This is a genomic window from Clostridioides sp. LIBA-2809 (genome assembly GCF_056688965.1).
In genome coordinates, this window is sequence record NZ_CP197004.1 from 1294160 (window position 1) to 1318309 (window position 24150).

Consider the following 24150-nt stretch of genomic DNA (forward strand, 5'->3'; position numbering starts at 1 on the left):
AAAGTTTGTAGAGAGGAGGGTGCTATGTTAGAGGGCATAAAGGCATGGATTGTTAGTGTTTTAATAGGAGCATTTATAGTAAATATAGTAGATATGATTTTACCGAGTTCTAAGATAAAACCTTATGTCAACTTAGTTTTAAACTTTATGTTTGTATTTATTGTAATAACTCCATTAGTAGGATTTTTTTCAAAAGATATGAGCTTAGAAGATAGAATCTTGAAGTCTATGGGCAACTACAACAAACAATATGTAGATAGTACAAATGCTTTAGCAAAAGAAACTGGGAACAATAGCTTATCTAAGGGATATGAGGACGGTTTAAAAGAAGTGCTTAAATTAAAACTTGACGAATATGGTTATGATTTAGAAGATATAGAGCTTAATGGAGCAAATATAAATAATATAAGAATAAAAGAAAAAAATGATAGTACAAAAAGTGATGGCAGTATTGATGAAGAAAATAAAAATAATAGTACTAAAAATAATGGAGAAAACATAAACTCTAATGACAAAGAAAATTCTAAACAAGTCTTTAAAAAAGGTACAGAATATGGACTGAACCTAAATGAAAAAAAATTAAAAAATGACTTAATAAAGGTGCTTGATGTTTCTATAGAAGATATACAAATTGATAAATAGGAGTTGGGAGAATGTTGAAAAACTTGAATGACAAAGATAAGAGAAAGGTATATTCACTAATAACTATAGCTGGAATATGTGTGGTGTCATTAGTATTATTATCTTGTTTTCCGAGTAGCAAAAACAATAAAGAAGCTGAAAAAACAGAAGCTAACAAAAGTACTGAAAAACAAGTTACTAAAGAACAGGAAAAAGATGATTTAGAATCAAAACTAACAACAATACTATCTAAAATTGATGGAGCAGGGGATGTTGATGTAATGGTTACATTTGAATCAAGTGAAGAAATACAACCTGCTTTTAATTCAAATAATACAACAGAAACAACAGAGGAAAAAGATGCACAAGGAGGAGAAAGAACAGTTACGACTTCTAGTGAAAATAAAACAATGATAACTTCAAATTCAAGTGACCCTGTAGTTATAAAAACTACAGAGCCAAAGATAAAGGGAGTGATAGTAGTAGCAAGTGGAGCTAATGACCCAAGTGTGAAAGAAACACTTTATAGTGCAGTACAAACATCATTACAAGTAGCTGGACATCAAGTAGAAATATATTCTAAATAAATACATATAACCGGGGGGATAAATGAATGAAGTTTAATTATAAGGGAAGAGGATTTGTAATAATAACTTTAACTGCAATGTTAGTTGTAGTAGGAACAGTGAATTATCAATTGAGTAAGAAGTCTTTATTAGAAACATCAAAAGAGTTTAAGGCATATGAAGAAGCGCAATTACAGAAAAATACTGATGATAGCGATAGTAGTAAAACAGAGGATTCTAGTAATGTAAATAAACAAGATGGAAAGGAAAGTGCTGATATTGACATAGTCGATAGTAAAACTAGTAAAATAAAAGAAAAGGCAACTGAAACAAGCAAAGAAATAAAAGCTCAACTATCATCTGAGAAAAATATGAAAAAAGCATCTTATATTTTGGATATGAAAATGAATAGAGAAAAGCAAAGAAATGAATTAGTTCAAGATTTAAATGAAATGATAAATAATCCATCTACAACAGAAGAATCTAGAAAAGAAGCTTCTAATATGAAATTAAATATAGTTAAAATTCAAGAAAAAGAACTTCAAATAGAAAATCTCTTGAGTACAAAAGGATATGAAGAAGCATTAGTTTATATAAGTGATAGCAAAGTTAATGTAGTAGTAAATGAAGCTAAATTAGATAAGAAAGATGCAGCAAAAATATTTGACTTAGTTGCAGAACAAGCGAATGTAAAGTATGAAAATATTAAACTTACAAATAATAATAAAAAGTAAAAAATAAACCTCAGAATTAACTGAGGTTATTTTCTTGCAAAGTAGACTTGTATTTGGTATTATTATACTTATAAAAATAGTTCCTTAAAATCAGGAGGTAAGTTTTAATATGGAAGATAATAAGTTTGGACAAGTAAAAATATCTAATGATGTAATAGCTACAATAGCTGGTTTAGCAGCATTAGAAGTTGAAGGCATAGAAACTACAGCAACATTAACAGATAAGTTGTTAAAAAATAATGGAGTAAAAATACAAATAGAAGAAGAGGATGTTAATTTAGATGTAATGGTTATGATAAAATATGGAATGTCAATACCAGATACGGCTTTTAAAGTTCAAGAAAATGTAAAAAATACTGTTGAGACAATGACAGGACTGAAGGTTTCTCAAGTAAATATACACATTCAAGGAATCAGCTTTAAGAAAGATAAAGTTGATAAAGAAGAAGCAAAAGCAACTAAGAAAAATTAATATTAGCCCTCTGAAAAGTCAGAGGGTTTTTTGTTGGCATCTGATTTTTATATAGATAATTAAACTTAAAGGAGAATTTTGATTGATGAAAAAAGATAGGGCACAAAAGAGTACAACAAGAGAATATATAATGAAACTTATATACCAGATAAATATTAATAAAGAAGATTTTGAGGCTTTAGAAGATAAAGTAGATACTTTTTTAAAAGATAATTCGGAGCATATTATAAATAGATATGAAGAACTTGCACTTCAGTATTCAAATAATGCAAATTTAAAATTAGAAGATATTAAGCTTGAAGATGTTATAGACAGAAAGTATATAAACAGAGTATGCAAAGAACTAAAAGAAAATCATGATAAGATAGATGAGTTAATAAATAAGCATGCTAAAAACTGGACAGTAGATAGAATGCCAAAGGTAGATGTGTCTATACTTAGATTATCTGTATGTGAAATAGCTTATTTGGATACTCCTAATAAAGTATCAATAAATGAAGCTGTAGAACTTGCAAAGATATATTGTGATGATAAGTCTCCTAAGTTTATAAATGGTATATTGGGAAGTGTTGTTGATGAAATCGGGAAATAATATAATAATTGGAATTGATACTAGCTGCTATACTACTTCTATAGCAGCTATCTCTTTAGATAAGAAAGTTATCTTTAATGAAAAAATAATGTTGGAAGTAAAAGAAAATACCAAAGGTCTAAGACAGAGTGAAGCTGTATTCCAGCATGTAAATAATTTAGGACTTCTCAGTGATAGAATAAAATCATTTAAAGGTAAGTTTAATGTAGAAGGTGTCTGTTCATCTATAAGACCTAGACCAGTTGAAAACTCATATATGCCTGTATTTAATGTAGGATATAATTTTGGAAAGTTATTATCAAGCATGTATGGTTGTAGATTTTATGAGACTACTCATCAAGAAAATCACATTGAAGCAAGTTTATTAAATAGTAAATTAAAAAATAATAATAGATTTATTTCTGTTCACATGTCTGGTGGCACTACAGAGATACTTTTAATAAGCAAATTGGATAGTAATTATAATATATGGGATAATAACTTAGATGCAATTACCAAAATAAGTAATAAAAAAGATGATAAAAGTAAGTTATGCAATAATTTTGGATATAATATAGATATAATTGGAGGAAGTAAAGATATTAGTTTTGGTCAACTTATAGATAGAGTAGGAGTTAAGTTAGGATATAAATTTCCTTCAGGAAAATATTTAGATGAAAATGCTTTAAATTGTAATCTTAAAATAGAAAGTGGTCTAAAAACTTCTGTGAGAGATGGATATATGAATTTATCTGGATTAGAAAATCAGGTAAATAAGATTATAGAGGATAATAGAGATAATACCAATCAAAAAGAATATGTATCTAAATTAGTATTAGATTCAGTAGTTAGAAATATGTTTAAATCTTTAGTGTATTTATGTGAAACTTATAATATAAATGAAGTAGTTTTTGCAGGTGGAGTTTCTGCAAGTAAGTATATTCTCAAAGAATTAAGTCTAAAATTAAGAAAAAAACATATAGAAGCTCATTTTACAGAGCCACAATATTCAACTGATAATGCTGTTGGGTGTGCTATAATAGGATTGAATAACTTTTTAGGAGAAAGAGTATGAAACTAAGAGCTTTAGATATAAGTGAAGCAAATTCATATATTAAAAGAATTTTAATAAACGACCCAATACTTTCTAATCTTAAGGTTAAGGGAGAAATTTCTAATTTTAAGGTTCATAGTAGTGGGAATGTGTATTTATCACTTAAAGATGAATCATCAAAGCTAAACTGTGTAATTTTTAAAAGCAATTTTAATCGTAATCTAAAATTGGACAATGGTGTGAAAGTTATAGCTAGTGGATATATATCAGTCTATGAGAGAGATGGTGCGTATCAATTATACATTAACCAAATTGAAATAGAGGGAATAGGAAATTTACACATAGAATTCAATAGATTAAAAGAAAAACTTAATAAAGAAGGGCTATTTGACTCAAAATACAAGATACCTATACCTAAAATGCCAAAATCAATTGGAGTTATAACATCTCCAACAGGTGCTGTTATAAGAGATATAATAAATGTTATAAAAAGAAGATACCCTAAAATTAATATAAAGCTTTATCCAGTAACAGTTCAAGGAGATAAATCAGCAGAAGAAATATGTGAAGCAATTAGATTTTTTAATCATATGAAGAATGTTGATACACTTATAATTGGTAGAGGTGGTGGGTCAATAGAAGAGCTTTGGTCTTTTAATGATGAAATGGTAGCAAGAGAGGTTTTTAATTCTCAGATTCCAATAATATCAGCAGTTGGGCATGAAACTGATTTTACTATTTGTGATTTTGTAGCTGATATGAGAGCACCAACACCATCAGCAGCAGCAGAGATTGCTACTCCATCATTAGATGATATAAATTACAAGCTTGGAAATATAAAAAGTAGAATGAGTAAGTCTCTTACAAATCAAATTGAACTAGACCAATACAAGCTAGAGTCAGCGTTTAACAAGATAAATAACTATTTAGATTCTTATACAATAAAAGATAAAGTTATACAATTAGATAAAATATATGATAAAATAATTTTTGGAATAGAAAGTAATTTGAAATTGGAAGAAGAGAAACTAATAAAGATTGGAGCTTTACTTCATAATTTAAGTCCACTAGCTACTATGGATAGAGGCTATAGTATAGCCCAGAAAGATGGAAAAGTAATAAACAGTATAAATGGATTAAAAACAAAAGATATGATAGATATAGTATTAAAAGATGGAAATTTAGAATGTATGATAGATAAAATTGAAAATAAAGAGGTATAGTATGAATTTAACCTATGAAGAAGCTTATAAAAGATTGGAGAGTATTTTAAACGAGTTAGAATCTAAAAATGCTAGCTTAGATGAATCTTTGAGCTTGTATGAAGAAGGTATAAACCTTTATAAACATTGTAATAAGCTTTTAGATGATGCTAAATTGAAAATAAGTAAATTTAATCAATTAGGAATAGAAGAAGATTTTAAAATCGAGGAGGAGTAAAATTGGAATTTAAACAATGTCTGAAAGAAAAAGCAAGTTTTATAGAAAATGTACTTAAAGAATATATGCCTAAAGAAGAAGGATATCAAAAAACTGTTATTGAAGCTATGAACTACAGTTTAAGTGCTGGAGGTAAGAGATTAAGACCAATACTTACATTAGAAGCTTGTAAAATAGTTGGAGGTAATGAAGAAGAAGCTATTCCTTTTGCTGTGGCAATTGAAATGATACATACATATTCACTAATACATGATGATTTACCAGCTCTTGACAATGATGATTTAAGAAGAGGAAGACCAACAAATCATAAAGTATACGGAGAAGCTATGGGTATTTTAGCAGGGGATGCTCTACTAAATTATGCTTTTGAAGTTATGCTTTCAGGTTCAATCAATAAAGAAAATCCAGAAAAATACTTAAAAGCTATAAATGAAATTGCTAAAGGTGCTGGTATATATGGAATGATAGGCGGTCAGGTAGTAGATGTAGAAAGTGAAAATAAACAAATTGAAAAAGAAAAATTAGATTATATACATATGAATAAAACTGCTGCAATGATGGTGGGCTGTATGAGAGCAGGAGCTATTATAGGTGGAGCAAATTCAGAACAGATGGAAGAAATAACTAAATATGCAAAAAATATCGGATTATCATTCCAGATAGTAGATGATATACTAGATATAGTGGGAGATGAAGCGAAGTTAGGAAAAAAAGTTGGAAGTGATATAGAAAATCACAAGTCAACGTACCCATCACTTTTAGGTTTAGATAAATCTAAAGAAATTGCATATAATTTGATTGATGAAGCAAAGAAAAGTATAGAAAAATTATCTGACGATGTAGATTTTTTAAAGGGATTGGCTGAATATATAATAGATAGGGAATACTAAAATATACAGCTAAAATCGAGGAGGGAAAAATGGACTTTTTTTCGGAGATTTTTAACAATGGGGCTTTGGGAATAAGTCTGATTGCTTGTTTCTTGGCACAATTTATAAAAATATTTACTGGTAAGGAAAAAAGAATTGAGTTATCAAGAATACTTATTTCAGGAGGTATGCCTAGTTCCCATAGTTCTTTTGTTACAAGTTTAGCTACAGTGGTAGGTATTGAAAAAGGGTTTAATTCTACTGATTTTGCTATAATTACTGTGCTTGCCTTGATTATAATGTATGATGCAGCAGGTGTTAGACGGGCTGTAGGTAAACAAGCTATTATATTAAATCAAATAGTAGCAGATATACAGCATGGAAAGCATATAGAGCAGAAGAAATTAAAAGAATTAATAGGTCACACACCACTAGAAGTTTGGTTTGGAGCTTTACTCGGAATAGTAACAGCTTTAATATTGATGTAAATTTAAAATTTACAAAACAAAGGTGAGGATAATATGTATAAATATTTAGATAAAGTAAATTCTCCAAAGGATATAAAAAATATGAGCATAGAAGAAATGGATTTACTTGCAAAAGATATAAGAAAATTTTTAGTAAAATCTGTTTCTAAGACAGGTGGACACTTAGCTTCTAATTTAGGAGTAGTTGAGTTAACATTAGCTCTTCATAAAGTGTTTGACAGTCCTAAAGATAAAATCGTATGGGATGTAGGACATCAATCTTATGTTCATAAAATGGTTACTGGAAGAAAAGATTGTTTTATATCTTTGAGACAATTTAATGGACTAAGTGGTTTTCCAAAGGAGAGTGAAAGTCCTCATGATATTTTTGACACAGGACATAGCAGTACATCTATTTCTGTAGCTACAGGTATTGCCTGTGCTAGAGATATAAAAAAAGAAAATTACAGTGTTATATCTGTGATTGGAGATGGTTCTATAACTGGAGGTATGGCACTTGAAGCTTTAAATCAATTGGGATATATCAATACTAATATGATAGTAATCCTTAATGATAATGAGATGTCCATAGATAAAAATGTTGGTGGAATGTCTAAATATCTGTCAAGTATTATAAGAAATTCAACAGTTGAAAAAATGACAGATGAAGTTGATAAAATTTTAAACGTTACATCAACAGGCGAAATTTTATCTAAAACTGCACATAGATTTAAAGACAAGTTGATGTATAGTTTTTCTCCTCAAGATTGTTCATTTTTTGATTCATTAGGTATAAAATATTATGGTCCTATAGATGGTCATAATACTAAAGAATTAATAGATATATTGAGGAAGGCTAAACACAAAAAAGGGCCTGTACTTTTGCACGTAATTACGAGAAAAGGAAAAGGGTACAGATTTGCGGAGGAGCAACCTGATAAATATCATGGAGTATCAAAATTTGATATAAAGACAGGTGTTACATCTTCAAAAGTTAAGTCTATGTCAGCTAGTGTTGGAGAAAAACTGGTTGATATGGCTAGCGATAATGAAGATATAGTAGCAATAACAGCTGCGATGCCATCTGGTACTGGGTTAAATTTATTTGAAAGTGCATATCCAAAAAGATATTATGATGTTGGTATAGCTGAACAACATGCAACAGGGTTTGCAGCAGGACTTGCAAAAAATGGCATGAAACCTTACTTTGCTGTATATTCATCGTTTTTGCAAAGAGCATATGACCAAATTATTCATGATGTATGTATAACTAAAAAGCCTGTTACTTTTCTTATAGATAGAGCTGGGTTAGTTGGAAATGATGGAGAAACTCATCATGGTATGTTTGATTTAAGTTACTTGAATTCTATTCCAAATATTGTAGTAATGGCACCAAAAGATACAAGAGAGATGGAACTTATGATGGATTTATCATTAAAATTAGACTATCCATTAGCAATTAGATATCCAAGAGGAAATAGCTATTACTTGGACAAGGGAGAATATAAAGAACTTGTATTAGGAAAGTATGAAGTATTAGATGATGGACAAGATACAGTTATACTTTCTATTGGAAGTATGGTAAAACATGCTTTGGGTGCTAAAGAAATATTATTGAAAGAAGGAATAAATCCAACAATAGTTAATGCTAGATTCTTAAAGCCAATGGATGAAGATATGTTGAATGTTTTATTAAAGACTCACAAAAATGTAGTTACAATAGAAGACAACGTTGTAACTGGAGGGTTTGGAAGTAGAATAAACAAGTTTATTATAGATAATGAGTATAAGATAAATATACTCAATATAGCAATACCAGAAGAATTTATAAAACATGGTAATGCAGATGAGTTATATGATTTTGTAGGATTATCCTCAGAGAGTATTGCTGATAAAATAAGAAAGTTAGTTATTGAATAAAAAGCTAATGAAAATATTATAAATTAAGACTGATATGAAATATAAAATTTATCAATTAGAATAAATATCAAGTGTGTTACTTAAAGCTACTTTAGTTATTATTAAAGTAGCTTTTAACAGAAAGGTAATTTTATGAAAAAGAGAATAGATTTATTGTTAGTAGAACAAGGTCATTTTGAAAGTAGAGAAAGAGCTAAAAAAGCAATAATGGCTGGTCTAATTTTTGTTGATAATCAAAGGTGTGATAAGGCTGGCACAGAAGTAAAAGAGGACTGTAATATAGAAGTAAAAGGAAATCCAATACCATATGTAAGTAGGGGTGGTTTAAAGCTTGAAAAAGCAATGAAAAACTTTGATTTAACTATTGATGGAAAGGTATGTATGGATATAGGTGCATCTACAGGTGGTTTTACAGATTGTATGCTCAAAAACGGAGCAATAAAAGTATTTTCTATAGATGTTGGTTATGGTCAACTTGCTTGGAAATTGAGACAAGACGATAGAGTTGTGTGTATGGAAAGAACCAATATAAGAAATGTAACAATAGAAGATACAAAGCAGTTTGCTGATTTTGCATCAATTGATGTGTCTTTTATATCATTAAAACTAGTACTTCCAAAAGCTAAGGAGTTAGTACGCCATGATGGAGAAATTGTTGCTTTAATTAAACCTCAATTTGAGGCAGGAAGAGAAAAAGTAGGTAAAAAAGGTGTAGTTAGAGAAAAATCTACACATATAGAAGTTATAAAAATGATTTCAGACTTTTCGGTTAAAAATGGATTTGAAATTTTAGGATTAGACTTTTCTCCAATTAAGGGTCCTGAAGGAAATATAGAATATTTAATTCATTTGAGAAATGGTAATGAAGGTTATGAGTTTAATAGTGACATACACAATAACAAAATAATAGAAGTCGTTGAGGCTTCTCATAATTTAGATAAATAGACTAAAAGGGGGCTTAGACTTGATCCTCGAATTATATATGAAAAATTGTGCTTTAGTTGAAGAGCTAAGGTTGAGTATTGATAAAAATTTAAATATACTTACAGGTGAAACTGGTTCAGGAAAATCTATAATAATAGATGCACTTGGACTTTGTCTAGGTGATAAATACGATAGGTCTTTTCTAAGAAAAGGAACAGACAAGGGACTTATTGAGGCCGTATTTTTGTCAGATAATATATATTTAAAAAAAATACTAGACGAAAATGATATAAGTATAGAAGATGACAATTTGTTAGTCATAACTAGATTGATATATTCAGATGGAAAGAGTACTGCTAGAGTAAATGGAAGAACTGTTAAAGTATCTCTTCTTAGAGAAATTGCATCAACACTTATAGATATACATGGTCAACATCAAAATCAAGCTTTATTTAATAAAGATACTCATTTGAAATTTCTAGACCTTTTTGGAGAAAATGAATTAGAAAAATTTAAAGTTGCCTATAAAAAAGTGTATAACAAGTATAGTGAGGTAAAAAAAGCTTTAAATTGTTTGACAGAAAATAAAGATGAGATGCAAATTCAAAGAGAAATAGATTTATTAAAATTTCAAATAAATGAAATAGAAGTTGCAAATTTAAACAAAAATGAATATGAAGATTTATTAAAACAAAGAGAAGTTTATAGGAATAGTGAAAAGATATATAATAATTTAAATTTAAGTTATAGCAAGTTACATAATGGTGAGTATAATGTTATTGACCTAATAGGTCTTGCATCTAAAGAGCTTAATGACATATCAAAATATGACAGTGTTTTGAGTGAATATAGTGATACTGTAGAAAGAATTATGTATGAATTACAAGATATATCTGGTGATATAAGAAATTACAAAGATAATATAGACTTTGAGCCTTATGAGCTAGAGCAGATTGAACTTAGAATTGATGAGATTAACAATTTAAGAAGAAAATATGGAGATAGTATAGACGATATATTTGAGTATTATGAAAAGATAAAAGATAGATTAGATGAGATACTAAATAGAGATGAAAGAGTTGAACAATTAAAAAGTCAACTTATGAATATAGAAGAAGATTTAAAAATAAAAGCTAATAAATTGACCAAAGCAAGAAAAGAAGTAGCAACTACTTTAGAGAAAATACTTCTTGATGAATTAAAAAGTCTAAACATGAAAAATGTAATGTTCAAAGTTAATTTTGAAGAAGGTCAATTTACTTTAAATGGAGTAGATGATATTGAATTTATGATATCTTTTAACTTAGGAGAAGATATTAAACCAATATATAAAGTTGCATCAGGTGGTGAGATGTCAAGATTTATGTTGGCATTTAAGACAATATTAGCTGATATAGATGATATTGATACATTAGTGTTTGATGAAATAGATACAGGGATAAGTGGCATAGCAGCACAAATTGTTGGTGAGAAATTAAGTGATATAGCAAAGAAAAAACAAATAATATGTATAACTCACTTACCTCAAATTGCGGCAAATGCAGATACTCATTATTGTATAGAGAAAGACACTTCAAATAATAGGACATTTACTAATGTTAGTAAACTAAATCAATCTCAAAGAAAAAATGAAATTGCTAGACTTATAGCAGGTAATAATATAACAGAGAAAACTATTGAACATGCAAGTGAAATCATTGAAATGGCTAAAAAATGCTAGTTAAGAAAGATTGCTCTAATATAGATGTAAAGAATTTTCTATCTGAATACTTTACATCTATTTTTTATGACAAAATAATTTTATATTATTTAATGTAGACATTAAAAACATAAAATTTAAAGGTTTATAAATTTGTAACTTTGAAATTTTTAGATGCTTAAGTATAATATTATGTATAAGGTATTAGTGAGGGGGGCATAAATTGAATAAAAAAAATACTATGCACTTAATTTTTACAATTGTAATTTTTATTTTATTATGGTATATGATATTGACAATGAATGAAATTAACAAAAACATAGAAAACTATAATAATAAATTAGAGTACTTGTCACAAGAAATTATGAACACCAAGTCAGATATTAGTAATACGATAAATGAAGAAATGTCGAAAAGCTATATAACTAAAAGTATCGATTTAAAAGTTAAAAAGCTTGAAAAAGAAGAATGTATTATTGAGGTAGATATTCAATTGAGTAAGCTGGGTAAAGATGGCAAGGTATTTTTCATGTATAAAGAAGATAATAATAAATGGAATGAAATTAAAATGACAAAACATGGAGAATTATCGTATGCTTGTGAGATGAAAATAAAGACAGGCAATGAATATGACTATAAAGTAGTTACAAATGGGACAATATCTGAAAGCTCAGATGTACAAAAGCTAACTACATCTGATTATATGCCTGAACAACCTGTATTTAATTCTGGAATAAGGGATAATAAAGAATATTTTATTGAAATAATAGAAAATAGTAATCTCTTAAATCATGAAAGTGAAAAGTCAAAAAATAAAGTTTATAATAATATCAGATTGAAGAAAGTAGATATCATTGTAAATGAAGGGAAAAAAGATACTGTATGCAAAGCAAAATCTGTTAAAATCTCAGATGATGATAAAAACAATAATTCAAATGAAAGTCAAGTAAATTATGAAGCTGCTTTTCCTAAAAGGGATATTGATGATATAGTTTATATTAAAGCCAAGCTTACATACAGTAATGGAGTAGAATACATAAAGGATATAACTGAAGAGGTAACTATGGGACTACAAGATTTAGAAAAATAAATACATATACAAATAAAGTTAGTCAATAAAATAGAGTATAAATAAAATCTTAGTATTTTTATTTATACTCTATTAAATAAAAATTATAATTTTAATTCCATATATCTAGCACCTTCAATCGGATTATAAGTATACGGTTCTATATCATAGAAACCAAGTTTTTCATATAGTCCTTGAGCACTTTTCATACTTGGAAGAGTGTCTAGTCTCATATATGCATATCCAATTTCTTTTGCCTCTTTAATAATTTCTTCTAATAGTAGTTTTCCTATTTTTAGTCCTCTAAATTGATTTCTTACATATAATCTTTTTAACTCACATATTTTGCCTTCAAGTTTTTTTAGAGCAACACAACCTGATAAATTTCCATCAACAAATGCTAATATCAATGAACCAGAAGGTTTTTTGTATTTTCCTGGAAGTGTTTTTAATTCATTGTTAAAGTCTTGAAAACATAAGTCTATATTTAGAGAATTCGAATATTCAGTAAATAAAATTTTTACATTTTCAAGGTTTTCCAAGTCTTTTTCTTCAACAAATTCTAAAGTTATATTTTGAGCCATTTTATCCATCATTATATAAATATGTTTATATAACGACTTCACCTCCTTGATATATGTATATTTTTGTTAATATCAATTAGATTTTAATACCATTACTTTTTCACCACCATAGTCAAGTTCTCCATTAAACTCAAATCCAAAATCTTTATAAAGCTTGATAGCCTTTTTATTGTTATCAAATATACTAAGATATAATTCATCACAGTTATATTCTTTTTTAAGAAGATTTATAAGATAATCTAAGGACGCTTTTCCGTATCCTCTGCCTTGATACTTTGAATCAATCATGAATCTATCAAGCCAAACTCTATCATCTTCTAAGCGACCATACATAGCGAATCCTATCAATGAATTTTCATCATATATTCCCACAGGTATCCAAGCTGTTATAAATTTAGATTCAGCAATAGAAAGTGCATTGCTTTCTATATAATCTAATTGACTTTTATCTACAGACAAATTAACTAAATCATGCCAATTATTTATGTCTGCAATTCTTACATTTAATTTCAAGATATTACCGCCCTTCAAACTTTTTGTTACAATATAATACTATCATATTATATATTAAAAATCACTTAGTAAGATACTCAGCAAGGTTTTTAAATGAATAAATTTTCTGGAAAAAGGAATTATAAATACATAATAATACAGCATAGGAGTAGATGAATATATGAACAAAGCAAATAAAAATTTCAAAAATATTTGGATAATATTAGGAGCTGTATCGATTTTTATGATGGTTATAATTTTTCAAAATAAGAATTATAATATAAATAAAGAAACTCTAATAGAAGCTTTTACAATTAAGAATCATGATAAAAAATTCGTATATCCACTTGGAAATATAATTGGAGTAAAAGCCAATACGGATGGTGTATTGGTCTTAGGATATGAGGAAGAAGATGTAGATTATATTGGAGGCATACAAATTGGTGATAATATAGTAAAAATAGATAATAAAAGGATAAAAAACAGTCAAGATGTATCAGAAATTTTGAACAAGGCTAAAAAAAGTAAAGTTGAAGTGACTTTTGAGAGAAAGAATAAGTATAAGACAGAAATAATAGAAACTAAAAGAGAAAATGGTAAATATAAGCTTGGTCTTTGGGTAAGAGATAAAATATCTGGAATTGGAACTATGACTTTCTATGACCCTAGTATGGAAAAGTTCAAAGCAATTGGTCATGCCATAAAAGATTCGGATACTAATGAACTATTAAAAATAAAACAAGGATATATATATAAGCCAGAAAAGCTAAAAATAGTAAAGGCTAGTAATGAAAAAATCGGTAAAATAAAAGGCGACTTTAATGATAGCAATTTAATGGGTAATTTCTCGAATAATTCAGAGTTAGGTATAAGTGGTAATATTACAAATAAACAGAACAAAGAATTTGATTTGGCAAATAAAGAAATGCAATTGATAGAAGTTGGAAGACCACAAGATGTAAAAATAGGAGATGCAGTAATTCTTTTTGAAGATAAAAATAAGAATATAACAAGCTATGATATAAAAATAGAAAGTATAGTATATGATAAAGGAAATTATAGAGATATGGTAATAAAAGTAGTAGATGATAAGTTATTGGAATACACAGGAGGTATTGTACAGGGGATGAGTGGAGCCCCAATAATACAAAATAATAAAATTATTGGTGCAATAACTCATGTTTTTAGAGATAATCCGAAAAAAGGATATGGTATTTTTATAGATGAAATGATAAAATTGTAGGTGAGGCATTAAAAAATTTTATTATTTTATCAATTATCTAGAAGGAATATAATTTTGAAGTGTCGAATATGCATTAGAGTAGATAATTAAGAGCAATTGTGTAAAAAGTTTAGTTTTCTGTAATAAGAAGATGTTTTTTAATGGGGGGATTTTTAGTGGAAAAAATCAAAATAGTTTTAGCAGATGACAATAAGGATTTTTGTCAGGTATTAAAAGAGTATTTGTCTAATGAGGATGATATCGATATATTAGGCATAGCTAAGGATGGAATTGAAGCATTAGACTTAGTAAAAAAGACACAACCGGACTTATTAATATTAGACGTAATAATGCCACATCTAGATGGATTAGGTGTAATTGAAAAATTGAATACTATGGATATACCTAAAATGCCAAAAATAATAGTACTATCAGCAGTAGGTCAGGATAAGATAACTCAAAGCGCAATAAATCTAGGAGCAGATTACTACATAGTAAAGCCGTTTGATTTTGTTGTGTTTATAAACAGAATTAGAGAATTGGTTTCTAATAGAGTTGCTCAAGTTGAGCCAAAGCCTAGACCAGTTCAAGAAACTCAAATGACTAGAAGTGATTTTGTTAAGAATGTAGGAAATATAGAAACAGAAATCACAAATATAATACATGAAATAGGAGTACCAGCTCATATAAAAGGATATTTATATTTAAGAGAAGCGATTAAAATGGTTATTGATAATGTTGAGCTTTTAGGTGCAGTAACAAAAGAGTTATATCCAAGTATAGCTAAAAAATTCAATACAACACCAAGTAGAGTTGAAAGAGCAATCAGACATGCGATAGAGGTTGCATGGAGTAGAGGAAAAGTTGACACAATAAATCAACTATTTGGATATACAGTACACAATACTAAAGGAAAACCAACTAACTCAGAATTTATAGCAATGATTGCTGACAAATTAAGACTAGAGCATAGTATGGTTAAATAAATAGACACAAAAAGTAAGGCTTTTTAATTAAGGCATTGGCGATAAATATGTATTACAAGTAGCGAAATGGTATAACCAGTAGGGTTATGCTGTTTCGCTATTTTAATAAGTATAAAATTTTTTCTTTATTTTTTCTTTATTATTCATTCAATATATTAATATAATAAATTTATTTATACTATGCTTATAGTATATGTCTTTATAAGTTGCAAAATGGAAGGAGTTTATTTTTTAAAAATAAATGTTGAATAAAATATAATAAACTTTATATTTTAAAGAATATTGTTGAATGTGTTAAATAAAAAAATAATAGAATATAGTATTATAAATGCCAAAGATGCAAAACAAACTTAAAACATTTATTTTATTGTTAAGTAATGCTATAATATAATGTGATTTTAATAATGATAGTGGAGGTTTAAAAATGAGAGTCGAGGCCCCTATAAAAGTAGATCGAAAAACCAAAAAACTTGCTAAAAGAGTTGAAAGTGGGGAAATAGCAGTTATAAATCATATCGATATAGATGAAGTTGCTGCAAACTCTTTAGTAGAAGCTAAAATAAAACTTGTCATAAATGCGGCTCCTTCTATAAGTGGTAGGTATCCCAATAAAGGTCCAGGAATATTAACTGAAAATAATATACTAATAATTGATAATATTGGAGAAGAATTATTTGAAGAATTAAAAGAAGGGGAAACTATAGAAGTTGTAGATGGAAAGATATATAGAGAAGGAAAATTTTTAGGTGCAGGCGAAGTTTTAGACAAGTATGAAGTTTCACACCAAATAAAGGCTGCTTATGAAAATTTAGCTGTAGAATTGGACAGATTTATAGATAATACTATAGATTATGCTAAAAAAGAAAAAGGATTTATACTTGGAGAAGTAGAAATCCCAAAAGTGAAAACTAATTATGCTAATAAACATGTATTGATAGTTGTAAGAGGTCAGGACTATAAAGAAGATTTAAGTACTATGCTTTCTTATATAGAAGAGGTAAAGCCAGTCTTGGTTGGTGTTGACGGAGGAGCAGATGCTTTAATTGAGTTTGGATATACTCCAGATGTAATCGTAGGAGATATGGATAGTGTAAGTGACGATGCTTTAAAGAAGGCTAGCGAAATAGTAGTACATGCTTATACAGATGGAAGGGCACCAGGTCTTAAGAGAGTTCAGGAGTTAGGTTTAGATGCAATTGTATTTCCTGCACCAGGAACTAGTGAAGATATAGCTATGCTTATTGCTTATGAGTATAAAGCAGAGTTAATAGTAGCAGTTGGTACACATTCAAATATGATTGATTTCCTTGAAAAGGGAAGAAAAGGTATGGCAAGTACCTTTTTAGTTAGGCTTAAAATAGGCTCAAAGCTTATAGATGCTAAAGGAGTTAATCTGTTATATAGAAGTAAGTTAAAAATAAAGTACATATGGGCATTAATAGCAACAGCTTTATTTCCTGTGTTGGTAGTAGCATCGTTGTCACCAGGAGTTCAACAATTTATACAACTAATGCAATTAAAGTTTAGAGTATTATTACAGATGTAAATTTTAGGAGGATAAATATGCATATTAATATGAAATATTATATAGTCACTATAGGTGCTATATTTATAGCTTTGGGTATAGGCATGTTAGTAGGATTTAACTTAAATAATAATCAACAATTAAGTGAACAACAAGCAAATATAATAAATGATTTAGATGATAAGTTTAATATTTTAAAAGAAAAAAACGATAAACTTGATGGTGACCTAGCAAATGTAAATAAAGATTATGAAGAGGCGGTTAATTTTATAAATAAAAATGTAGATAAGATTTTAGCCGGTTCATTAAATGGTAAAAATATAGGAATAATATCAGCTAATGAAAATGACGATTATACAAAGAATATAGAAGACATAATAAATAAATCTAATGGAAATATTGCATTCAATATAGTATTAAAAGAAAATATAACAAGTCCAGAAAAGTTAAAAGAAATATCAACTAAATTGGGTGCAGATATAAAAAATTCAAGTGATGCTGTTAATTATATAATGGATACTCTTAAAAAGGAAGATGCAAGTGATATTCTGACATATCTTCAAGAACTAGATGTAATAAAATTTAACTCTCTTGGTAATACATATCTAAAATATGATTCTGTTGTAATAGCTGGTGGAAATGATGCAAAAGATAGTACAAAACAGTTTGAAAAGATAGAAAAGTTTGTAGTTTCAAAACTTAAATCAGAAAATAAATATTTAGTAGAAGTTCAAAATACAGGAGTTAAAACTTCTTATGTAGAACTATATTCTAAAAACAAGGTTGCAACTATAGATAATATTGATGAAGGAATAGGAAGTATATCTCTAGCTATTCTTTTACAACAAGGAAATATAGTTGGCAATTTTGGTAGATTAGATACTGCAACTTCATTGTTGCCATCTATTAAATAGAAATAATTTTAAGGAGAGAAGAAATGAATTCTTATATAAGTATAATAATACCAGCTTATAATGAGGAAAGTAGAATAAAATATACGTTAGATAGTATAGTGGATATTAAACAAATAAACGAAATAATAGTCGTTGATGATGGTTCAATTGATAATACTGCTAAAGTTGTATCTGAACTAGAAAATGAAAAGATTAAATTTTTTAAGTTAGATAAAAATAGAGGTAAAGGATATGCTTTAAATTATGGTATTAAGTTAGCAATGAAAAATGCAGACATTATAGGATTTTTAGATGGAGATTTAGGAAGTTCTGCTAAAGAAGTTGAGAAATTAATAGTGCCTATATTAAATGGTGATGCTGATGTTACTATAGCTAAGTTTCCTCCTGCAAAGAAAAAAGGAGGATTGGGATTTGTAAAAGGTTTAGCTAAAAATTCTGTTTTTGAGATGACAGGTGTTGAGTTAGACGCAACTTTATCAGGCCAAAGAATATTTAAAAGAGAAGTTTTAGAAAAATTTGATGAAATACCTTTTGGATATGGAGTAGAAGTTGGTATGACTATTGATATATTAAAGTATGGATTTAAAATTAAAGAAGTATTAGTGAATATGACTCACAATGAAACAGGAAGAAATTTAAAAGGATTTATTCATAGAGGAAAACAGTATTATCACATAAAAAAGGTTTTAGGACAAAAAAAGAAAGAATGGAGGTAATATCTTAGTGAAAGATTATATACTTTATACCATTTTACTATTAACAGGATTATTTGGAACCTATGCTGTAATACCACTATTTAAAAATCTATTGATAAATGGAAATGTACTTAGGCCAAACTATAAAAAAGATATGATACCAGTAAGTATGGGTATTGTGTTTTTGCCGATGGTTGTAATTAACGGAATAATACTTGCTCTCTTTACTACAGAATTTAGGGATTTAGCATATATATTTATGTTTATGTTTGGTATGATATCCATGTTTTTTGCAGGGATACTAGACGATATTATTGGAAATAGAGATGTAAGTGGTTTAAAGGGACATTTTAAAAGTCTATTTAAAGGAAGTCTTACAACTGGTGGTTTTAAAGCATTATTTGGTGGATTTGTAGGACTTATAGTTTCTGTTGCTATATCAAAAGACATAATTGACATAATAATAAACACACTAATAATAGCTCTATCGACTAATTTAATGAATCTCTTGGATTTAAGACCAGGGAGGGCAATAAAAGTATACTTATTTATAATGGTGATTATATTTTTAACATTGACAGGTTTTGTTCAAGTGCTTCCATTACTTATAGTACCAAATGTACTTGCATATTTTAATTATGATTTAAAAGCAAGAGCAATGATGGGAGATACTGGTTCAAATGTTCTTGGAATATCTATTGGAATCATGATTGCTTTTGGATATTCATTTAATGTTAGATTAGGATGGTTAATATTCGTAGTTATTATGCATATATTCACTGAGAAATACTCATTAACTAAGATAATAGAAAAAAATAAATTATTAAATTTTATAGATAAATTGGGAAGGTAGCATTATGATAAGCAAAAGAGTGGGGATTGTTGAGTCAATAGTAAGCCAAACTGAAACTCTTGATGATATAAGAGTGAATATAAATGGGGAAGTGCAAAGGGCATATAATTATCCAAAACTATCTGGAAGCGTAAGTATAGGAGATGAAGTAGTTTTAAATACAACGGCAGTAGAATTGAGTTTAGGTACAGGTGGATACCATTTTGTAATAACTAATTTAAATAACTTAGAATCTACTTTAACTGAAGGTGGACATATAATGAAACTTAGGTATACACCTTTTCAAATAAAAGTTGATTCTATTGAAGAACAAGAAAGTATTTATCATGATGCATTTGAAAACTTTAAAGGATTAGAAGGTCTTTCTGTTGTGGTAGGAACTCTTCACAGTATGTTAACACCATTTGCAGCTTCATTTAAAAGAAGTAATCCCAATAAAAAGTTAGTATATATAATGACTGATGGGGCATCTCTTCCAATTTATTTAAGTAAAAATGTGGATACTTTGAAAGCAAAAAAATTAATAGACAGTACCATAACAATAGGCAATGCATTTGGTGGAGATTATGAATGTATAAATATATACACTGCACTAATTACAGCAAAAGAAATATTAAAAGCAGATGTAGTATTTGTAAGTATGGGACCAGGAATTGCTGGTACAGGAACAAAATATGGATTTACAGGAATTGAACAAGGTCCAATTCTTGATGCGGTAAAAAAACTTGGAGGAAGAGCAATAGCAATTCCAAGAATTAGTTTTGCTGATAAAAGAGAAAGGCATCAAGGTATTTCACATCATAGTATGACTGTATTTAAAGAAATTGTAAATGTAAATGTAGATATACCAATAACCATATATGATGATGAAAAATTAAGTTTTATAAAAGAACAAGTAAGTTCAAATGGTTTAGATAAAAAGCATAATATAATTTATATAGATAATAATAAAACGAAAGAGGATTTAGACTATTTTAATCTAAAAGTAAAAAGTATGGGAAGAAATTATGAACAAGATGAGGCATTTTTTAAAGCTGCAAGTACAGTAGCATATTACTTAATGGAGGTTTAAGATGGTATTAGAAGAAAAAACTATTAGTAGTGATAGGGTTTATACAGGTAAAGTAATTACTTTAAAGGTTGATACTGTTGAAATTCCAGGGCAAGGATATCAAAAAAGGGAGTTAGTAGAAGTTGGTGGAGCAGTAGGAATAGTTGCAATTACAGATGATAACAAAATTGTACTAGTTAAGCAATTTAGAAAGCCTATAGAAAAGCCAATTTTCGAAATTCCAGCTGGTAAACTAGAAAAAAATGAAAGTCCAAAAGAATGTGCTGAAAGAGAACTAAAAGAAGAAACTGGGTATAGTGCAAAAAATATTAAATTAATACATAAATTTTTCACTTCAGCAGGTTTTTCTAATGAGATAATGTTCGTATATTTAGCAACTGGGCTTACTCCAGGAGAGAATAACTTAGATGCAGATGAGTTTTTAGATGTATATGAAGTTGAGCTTGAAGAGGCATATAATATGGTATTAAAGAATGATATTGAAGATGCAAAAACTTCTATTGGATTATTATTAGTAAAAGATATGTTTAAAAATTAATATTTATAAAAATGAATAACCCCTTGTCCTAAAGCATATTATTTTATAAAGGACAAGGGGGAATAAAATTGAGAAGAACATATAGAAAAAATGATTTTAGAGAATTGAATAGACAAATAATTATTATAGGATTGTTGTTTATGATGTCTATTGTTATTGGGTCTTATATAAATAAAATCTTGCCAGGTTCTAGTGACAATATATTAAACAATATAAATCCTGCTGTAGAGTATTATAATCTAAATCTAAACATAAAAGAGACAGTTATACAAAATTTAAAGTCAGATGGAATTTTTATGGGCTCAATAGCTCTATTAAGTTTGTTTGTAGTGACAATTCCAGCAGTGTTAGTAGTTTTTGTATTAAAAGGTATGTCAATAGGATATACAATAAATAGTTTTATATTGGCATTAAAGTTTAAAAGCGTAAAAATGATTTTAATAATATTATTTAAAAATTTGATTATTATTCCATGTGCAATCATATTAACATTAATTAGTTTAAGCTATTTCAAAGAGATGGTTTATGAATTTAAAAAGAATAACAGAAAAAATATGCAATTTTTAATTAAGAGGTATATACTAAATATTATAATTATAATAGCACTATCATTGGGGTTGCAATTAATATTAAATACTGCAAGTATTGGTATTATTAAGTTCCTAGTTAAATAAAGGAGTTTATAATGGATATTATAGAGGGATATATAGATTACATAAAAGATAAAAAAAAATTATCAGAAAATACAGTGGCATCATACTTTATGGATATAAAAAAATATATGGAATATATAAATCAAAAAAGTATTAAACTAGTAGATATAGTTGAAAATGATATTATAAGTTATTTAATAAAGTTGGAAAAAGATAATGTATCAATAGCTACAATAGCGAGGATGATATCCTCTATAAAATCTTTTCATGATTATTTATTTTTAAATCATGTATGCACAAATAATCCTGCAAAGGACATAAAAAAACCTAAAATAAAAAAAGAAAATATAAATATACTTACAGAAGAAGAAATTGAAAGATTATTAAAGTTTCCAAAGTTAACAACACCTAAGTTGATTAGGGACAAGGCTATTTTTGAGGTATTATATGGTACTGGTATAAAAGTATCTGAATTAGTAGATATGAACGTAGAAGATGTTGACCTGGATATTGACTATATATATTGTAATTCATGCTGTAAAAATCAAAGAGTAATACCACTTTGTGATATTACAAAACTTTATTTAGATAAGTATTTAAAAGAAGCAAGACCTAAAATAGCTGTGGAAGGTGAAAAATCATTATTTGTAAGCTCATTGGGTCAAAGGTTTACACGACAAGGTCTTTGGAAAGTCATAAAAAAATATTCTAATTTAGCTAATATAGATAAAAATATAAATCCTACAATGCTTAGACATTCATTTGCAATTCATTTATTAAATGAAGGTGCTAACATTGCTGTTGTAAGTAAAATTTTAGGAAATGTTAATCTATCTAGCCTCCAAGTATATTTAAATCATATAGATAAAAACGTGAGAAGAGAAATAAAGGAAAAACATCCAAGAAATGATATTGATATAGAATTACAAAAAGCAGAGGCTAAATAGACTGTAGAGCAAATTTTATAATTTAAAAGGAGCGTATTTATATGAGCAGAGTGATTTGGATTGTAATTGACAGTGTTGGGATAGGAGCATTGCCTGATGCTGAAAATTTTGGAGACAGTAAGGATGTAAGTACTCTTGGAAATATATTTAAGAAATATCCAGATATACAAATTCCTAATATGAGAAAATTAGGGATAGGTAATATAGAGGGTGTAGATTTTTTTGAAAGTATAAAAGAACCAATAGGTTGTTTTGGAAAATGCAAGGAAATGTCTCAAGGGAAAGATACTACTACTGGTCATTGGGAAATGACTGGTATAATAGTTGACAAGCCTTTTAAAACATTTGAACATGGATTCTCAAAAGAAATAATAGAAGAATTCGAGCAAAAAACTGGAAGAAAAGTAATAGGAAATAAACCAGCTTCAGGGACTGTGATAATTGATGAATATGGAGAGCACCAAATAAAAACTGGTGATGTGATAGTATACACTTCAGCTGATAGTGTATTTCAAATAGCTGCAAATGAAGAAGTAATCCCACTAGAAGAACTTTACAATATGTGTAAAATAGCTAGGGAAATAATGATGGGAGATAATGCAGTTGCTAGAGTAATTGCTAGACCATTCATAGGGAAGAAAACTGGTGAATTTGTTAGAACTTCAAATAGAAGAGACTATTCATTAGACCCATTTGAACCCACTGTTCTGGATAATATAAAAGAGTCAGGGCTTGATGTTTTAGCAGTCGGAAAAATAGAAGATATTTTTAATGGAAAAGGAATTACAGATGCTATCCATACTAAAAGTAATATGGATGGAGTAGATGAAACTTTAAATTATATGAAACAAAAAAACAAAGGTCTAATATATTCAAATCTTGTGGATTTTGATTCTAAATATGGACATAGAAGAGACCCAGAAGGATATAAGAAGGCTCTTGAGGAGTTTGATAGTAGACTTCCTGAAATAATGGATAATATGAGAGAAGATGATGTGCTTATAATCAATGCAGACCATGGGAATGACCCAACATATAAAGGTACAGACCATACAAGAGAATATATACCAGTTATGATTTATGGTAATAAGGTTAAAAAAGGATTTAATTTAGGAATAAGAGATACTTTTGCTGATATTGGAGCAACTGTTGCAGATATACTAGATGTAAAATTGCCTAAACATGGGTCAAGTTTTAAAAAAGAATTATTCTAAATTAAAATATAAATAAAAAGTCAAAAAATTTAGCTTAATAGAATGGAGG

The 24150-nt window shown here is 28.1% G+C and carries 27 protein-coding genes; 25 read left to right on the forward strand and 2 right to left on the reverse strand.

Features of this window, described 5'->3' with window-relative positions; translation table 11 throughout:
* The first annotated feature begins 24 nt into the window (after positions 1-24).
* From ACTG44_RS06235 to ACTG44_RS06300, 14 genes are all read left to right on the forward strand, one after another.
* Positions 25-642 carry a stage III sporulation protein AF gene (locus ACTG44_RS06235; protein ID WP_021383945.1) on the forward strand — a complete coding sequence of 206 codons (618 nt, stop codon included), beginning with the start codon at positions 25-27 and terminating at the stop codon, positions 640-642.
* A gap of 11 nt (positions 643-653) precedes the next feature.
* The gene (locus tag ACTG44_RS06240; RefSeq protein ID WP_021383956.1) at positions 654-1208 is read left to right on the forward strand and encodes a stage III sporulation protein AG; all 555 of its coding nucleotides are present in this window, start codon (positions 654-656) and stop codon (positions 1206-1208) included.
* Positions 1209-1234: 26 nt separating this feature from the next.
* A complete protein-coding gene (locus ACTG44_RS06245) occupies positions 1235-1921 on the forward strand; it encodes a SpoIIIAH-like family protein (RefSeq protein ID WP_021383962.1) in 687 nt (228 codons plus the stop codon).
* A 109-nt stretch (positions 1922-2030) separates the two neighbouring features.
* Positions 2031-2393, forward strand: coding sequence for an Asp23/Gls24 family envelope stress response protein (locus tag ACTG44_RS06250; RefSeq protein ID WP_021383951.1), 363 nt, complete (start codon positions 2031-2033; stop codon positions 2391-2393).
* Between the two features lie 85 nt (positions 2394-2478).
* Positions 2479-2985 carry a transcription antitermination factor NusB gene (nusB, locus tag ACTG44_RS06255; RefSeq protein WP_021383993.1) on the forward strand — a complete coding sequence of 169 codons (507 nt, stop codon included), beginning with the start codon at positions 2479-2481 and terminating at the stop codon, positions 2983-2985.
* Entirely contained in the window at positions 2969-4039 is a 1071-nt protein-coding gene (locus ACTG44_RS06260; protein ID WP_021383991.1) for a Kae1-like domain-containing protein, read from the forward strand. Before nusB ends, ACTG44_RS06260 begins: the two co-directional genes overlap by 17 nt.
* Positions 4036-5241 carry an exodeoxyribonuclease VII large subunit gene (gene xseA, locus ACTG44_RS06265; protein WP_479921469.1) on the forward strand — a complete coding sequence of 402 codons (1206 nt, stop codon included), beginning with the start codon at positions 4036-4038 and terminating at the stop codon, positions 5239-5241. Before ACTG44_RS06260 ends, xseA begins: the two co-directional genes overlap by 4 nt.
* A gap of 1 nt (position 5242) precedes the next feature.
* Positions 5243-5458, forward strand: coding sequence for an exodeoxyribonuclease VII small subunit (xseB, locus tag ACTG44_RS06270; RefSeq protein WP_479921470.1), 216 nt, complete (start codon positions 5243-5245; stop codon positions 5456-5458).
* A gap of 2 nt (positions 5459-5460) precedes the next feature.
* A complete protein-coding gene (locus ACTG44_RS06275) occupies positions 5461-6348 on the forward strand; it encodes a polyprenyl synthetase family protein (RefSeq protein ID WP_021383981.1) in 888 nt (295 codons plus the stop codon).
* 29 nt (positions 6349-6377) lie between these two features.
* On the forward strand, positions 6378-6815 hold the full coding sequence (locus ACTG44_RS06280; protein ID WP_021383959.1) for a divergent PAP2 family protein: 438 nt from the start codon (positions 6378-6380) through the stop codon (positions 6813-6815).
* A gap of 33 nt (positions 6816-6848) precedes the next feature.
* Complete coding sequence (dxs, locus tag ACTG44_RS06285; protein ID WP_479921471.1) at positions 6849-8714, forward strand: 1-deoxy-D-xylulose-5-phosphate synthase; 1866 nt, start codon at positions 6849-6851, stop codon at positions 8712-8714.
* Positions 8715-8846: 132 nt separating this feature from the next.
* Positions 8847-9659, forward strand: coding sequence for a TlyA family RNA methyltransferase (locus ACTG44_RS06290; RefSeq protein ID WP_021383987.1), 813 nt, complete (start codon positions 8847-8849; stop codon positions 9657-9659).
* 19 nt (positions 9660-9678) lie between these two features.
* The gene (recN, locus tag ACTG44_RS06295) at positions 9679-11358 is read left to right on the forward strand and encodes a DNA repair protein RecN (RefSeq protein ID WP_479918386.1); all 1680 of its coding nucleotides are present in this window, start codon (positions 9679-9681) and stop codon (positions 11356-11358) included.
* Positions 11359-11560: 202 nt separating this feature from the next.
* Positions 11561-12427, forward strand: coding sequence for a hypothetical protein (locus ACTG44_RS06300; RefSeq protein ID WP_021383984.1), 867 nt, complete (start codon positions 11561-11563; stop codon positions 12425-12427).
* Between the two features lie 83 nt (positions 12428-12510).
* Here the strand turns inward: ACTG44_RS06300 and ACTG44_RS06305 are convergent, their stop codons facing one another.
* Positions 12511-13002, reverse strand: coding sequence for a GNAT family N-acetyltransferase (locus tag ACTG44_RS06305; protein ID WP_021383943.1), 492 nt, complete (start codon positions 13000-13002; stop codon positions 12511-12513).
* Positions 13003-13062: 60 nt separating this feature from the next.
* Positions 13063-13503 carry a GNAT family N-acetyltransferase gene (locus tag ACTG44_RS06310; protein ID WP_479921472.1) on the reverse strand — a complete coding sequence of 147 codons (441 nt, stop codon included), beginning with the start codon at positions 13501-13503 and terminating at the stop codon, positions 13063-13065.
* Between the two features lie 160 nt (positions 13504-13663).
* On the opposite strand from ACTG44_RS06310, the gene ACTG44_RS06315 reads away from it, so the two are divergent.
* The 11 genes from ACTG44_RS06315 (at position 13664) to ACTG44_RS06365 (ending at position 24101) form a co-directional block, all read left to right on the forward strand.
* Positions 13664-14725, forward strand: a complete 1062-nt coding sequence (locus ACTG44_RS06315; RefSeq protein WP_479921473.1) for a SpoIVB peptidase S55 domain-containing protein — start codon at positions 13664-13666, stop codon at positions 14723-14725.
* Between the two features lie 140 nt (positions 14726-14865).
* The gene (gene spo0A / locus ACTG44_RS06320; protein ID WP_021383996.1) at positions 14866-15690 is read left to right on the forward strand and encodes a sporulation transcription factor Spo0A; all 825 of its coding nucleotides are present in this window, start codon (positions 14866-14868) and stop codon (positions 15688-15690) included.
* A gap of 424 nt (positions 15691-16114) precedes the next feature.
* Positions 16115-17236: a putative cytokinetic ring protein SteA gene (gene steA, locus ACTG44_RS06325; RefSeq protein WP_021383954.1), complete on the forward strand. Its 1122-nt coding sequence runs from the start codon at positions 16115-16117 to the stop codon at positions 17234-17236.
* Positions 17237-17253: 17 nt separating this feature from the next.
* Positions 17254-18129, forward strand: coding sequence for a copper transporter (locus tag ACTG44_RS06330; RefSeq protein WP_479918388.1), 876 nt, complete (start codon positions 17254-17256; stop codon positions 18127-18129).
* A gap of 23 nt (positions 18130-18152) precedes the next feature.
* A complete protein-coding gene (locus tag ACTG44_RS06335; RefSeq protein ID WP_021383983.1) occupies positions 18153-18845 on the forward strand; it encodes a glycosyltransferase family 2 protein in 693 nt (230 codons plus the stop codon).
* 7 nt (positions 18846-18852) lie between these two features.
* Positions 18853-19677 (forward strand): glycosyl transferase 4 family protein, encoded by an 825-nt coding sequence (locus tag ACTG44_RS06340; RefSeq protein WP_021383979.1) that lies wholly within the window; start codon positions 18853-18855, stop codon positions 19675-19677.
* 4 nt (positions 19678-19681) lie between these two features.
* A complete protein-coding gene (locus ACTG44_RS06345) occupies positions 19682-20749 on the forward strand; it encodes a DUF3866 family protein (RefSeq protein ID WP_021383975.1) in 1068 nt (355 codons plus the stop codon).
* 1 nt (position 20750) lies between these two features.
* A complete protein-coding gene (locus ACTG44_RS06350; protein WP_021383955.1) occupies positions 20751-21287 on the forward strand; it encodes an NUDIX hydrolase in 537 nt (178 codons plus the stop codon).
* A gap of 68 nt (positions 21288-21355) precedes the next feature.
* Positions 21356-21961: a stage II sporulation protein M gene (locus ACTG44_RS06355; protein WP_021383964.1), complete on the forward strand. Its 606-nt coding sequence runs from the start codon at positions 21356-21358 to the stop codon at positions 21959-21961.
* An 11-nt stretch (positions 21962-21972) separates the two neighbouring features.
* Positions 21973-22887, forward strand: a complete 915-nt coding sequence (locus ACTG44_RS06360; RefSeq protein ID WP_021383986.1) for a tyrosine-type recombinase/integrase — start codon at positions 21973-21975, stop codon at positions 22885-22887.
* 41 nt (positions 22888-22928) lie between these two features.
* On the forward strand, positions 22929-24101 hold the full coding sequence (locus tag ACTG44_RS06365) for a phosphopentomutase (RefSeq protein ID WP_021383922.1): 1173 nt from the start codon (positions 22929-22931) through the stop codon (positions 24099-24101).
* Positions 24102-24150 lie beyond the last annotated feature (49 nt).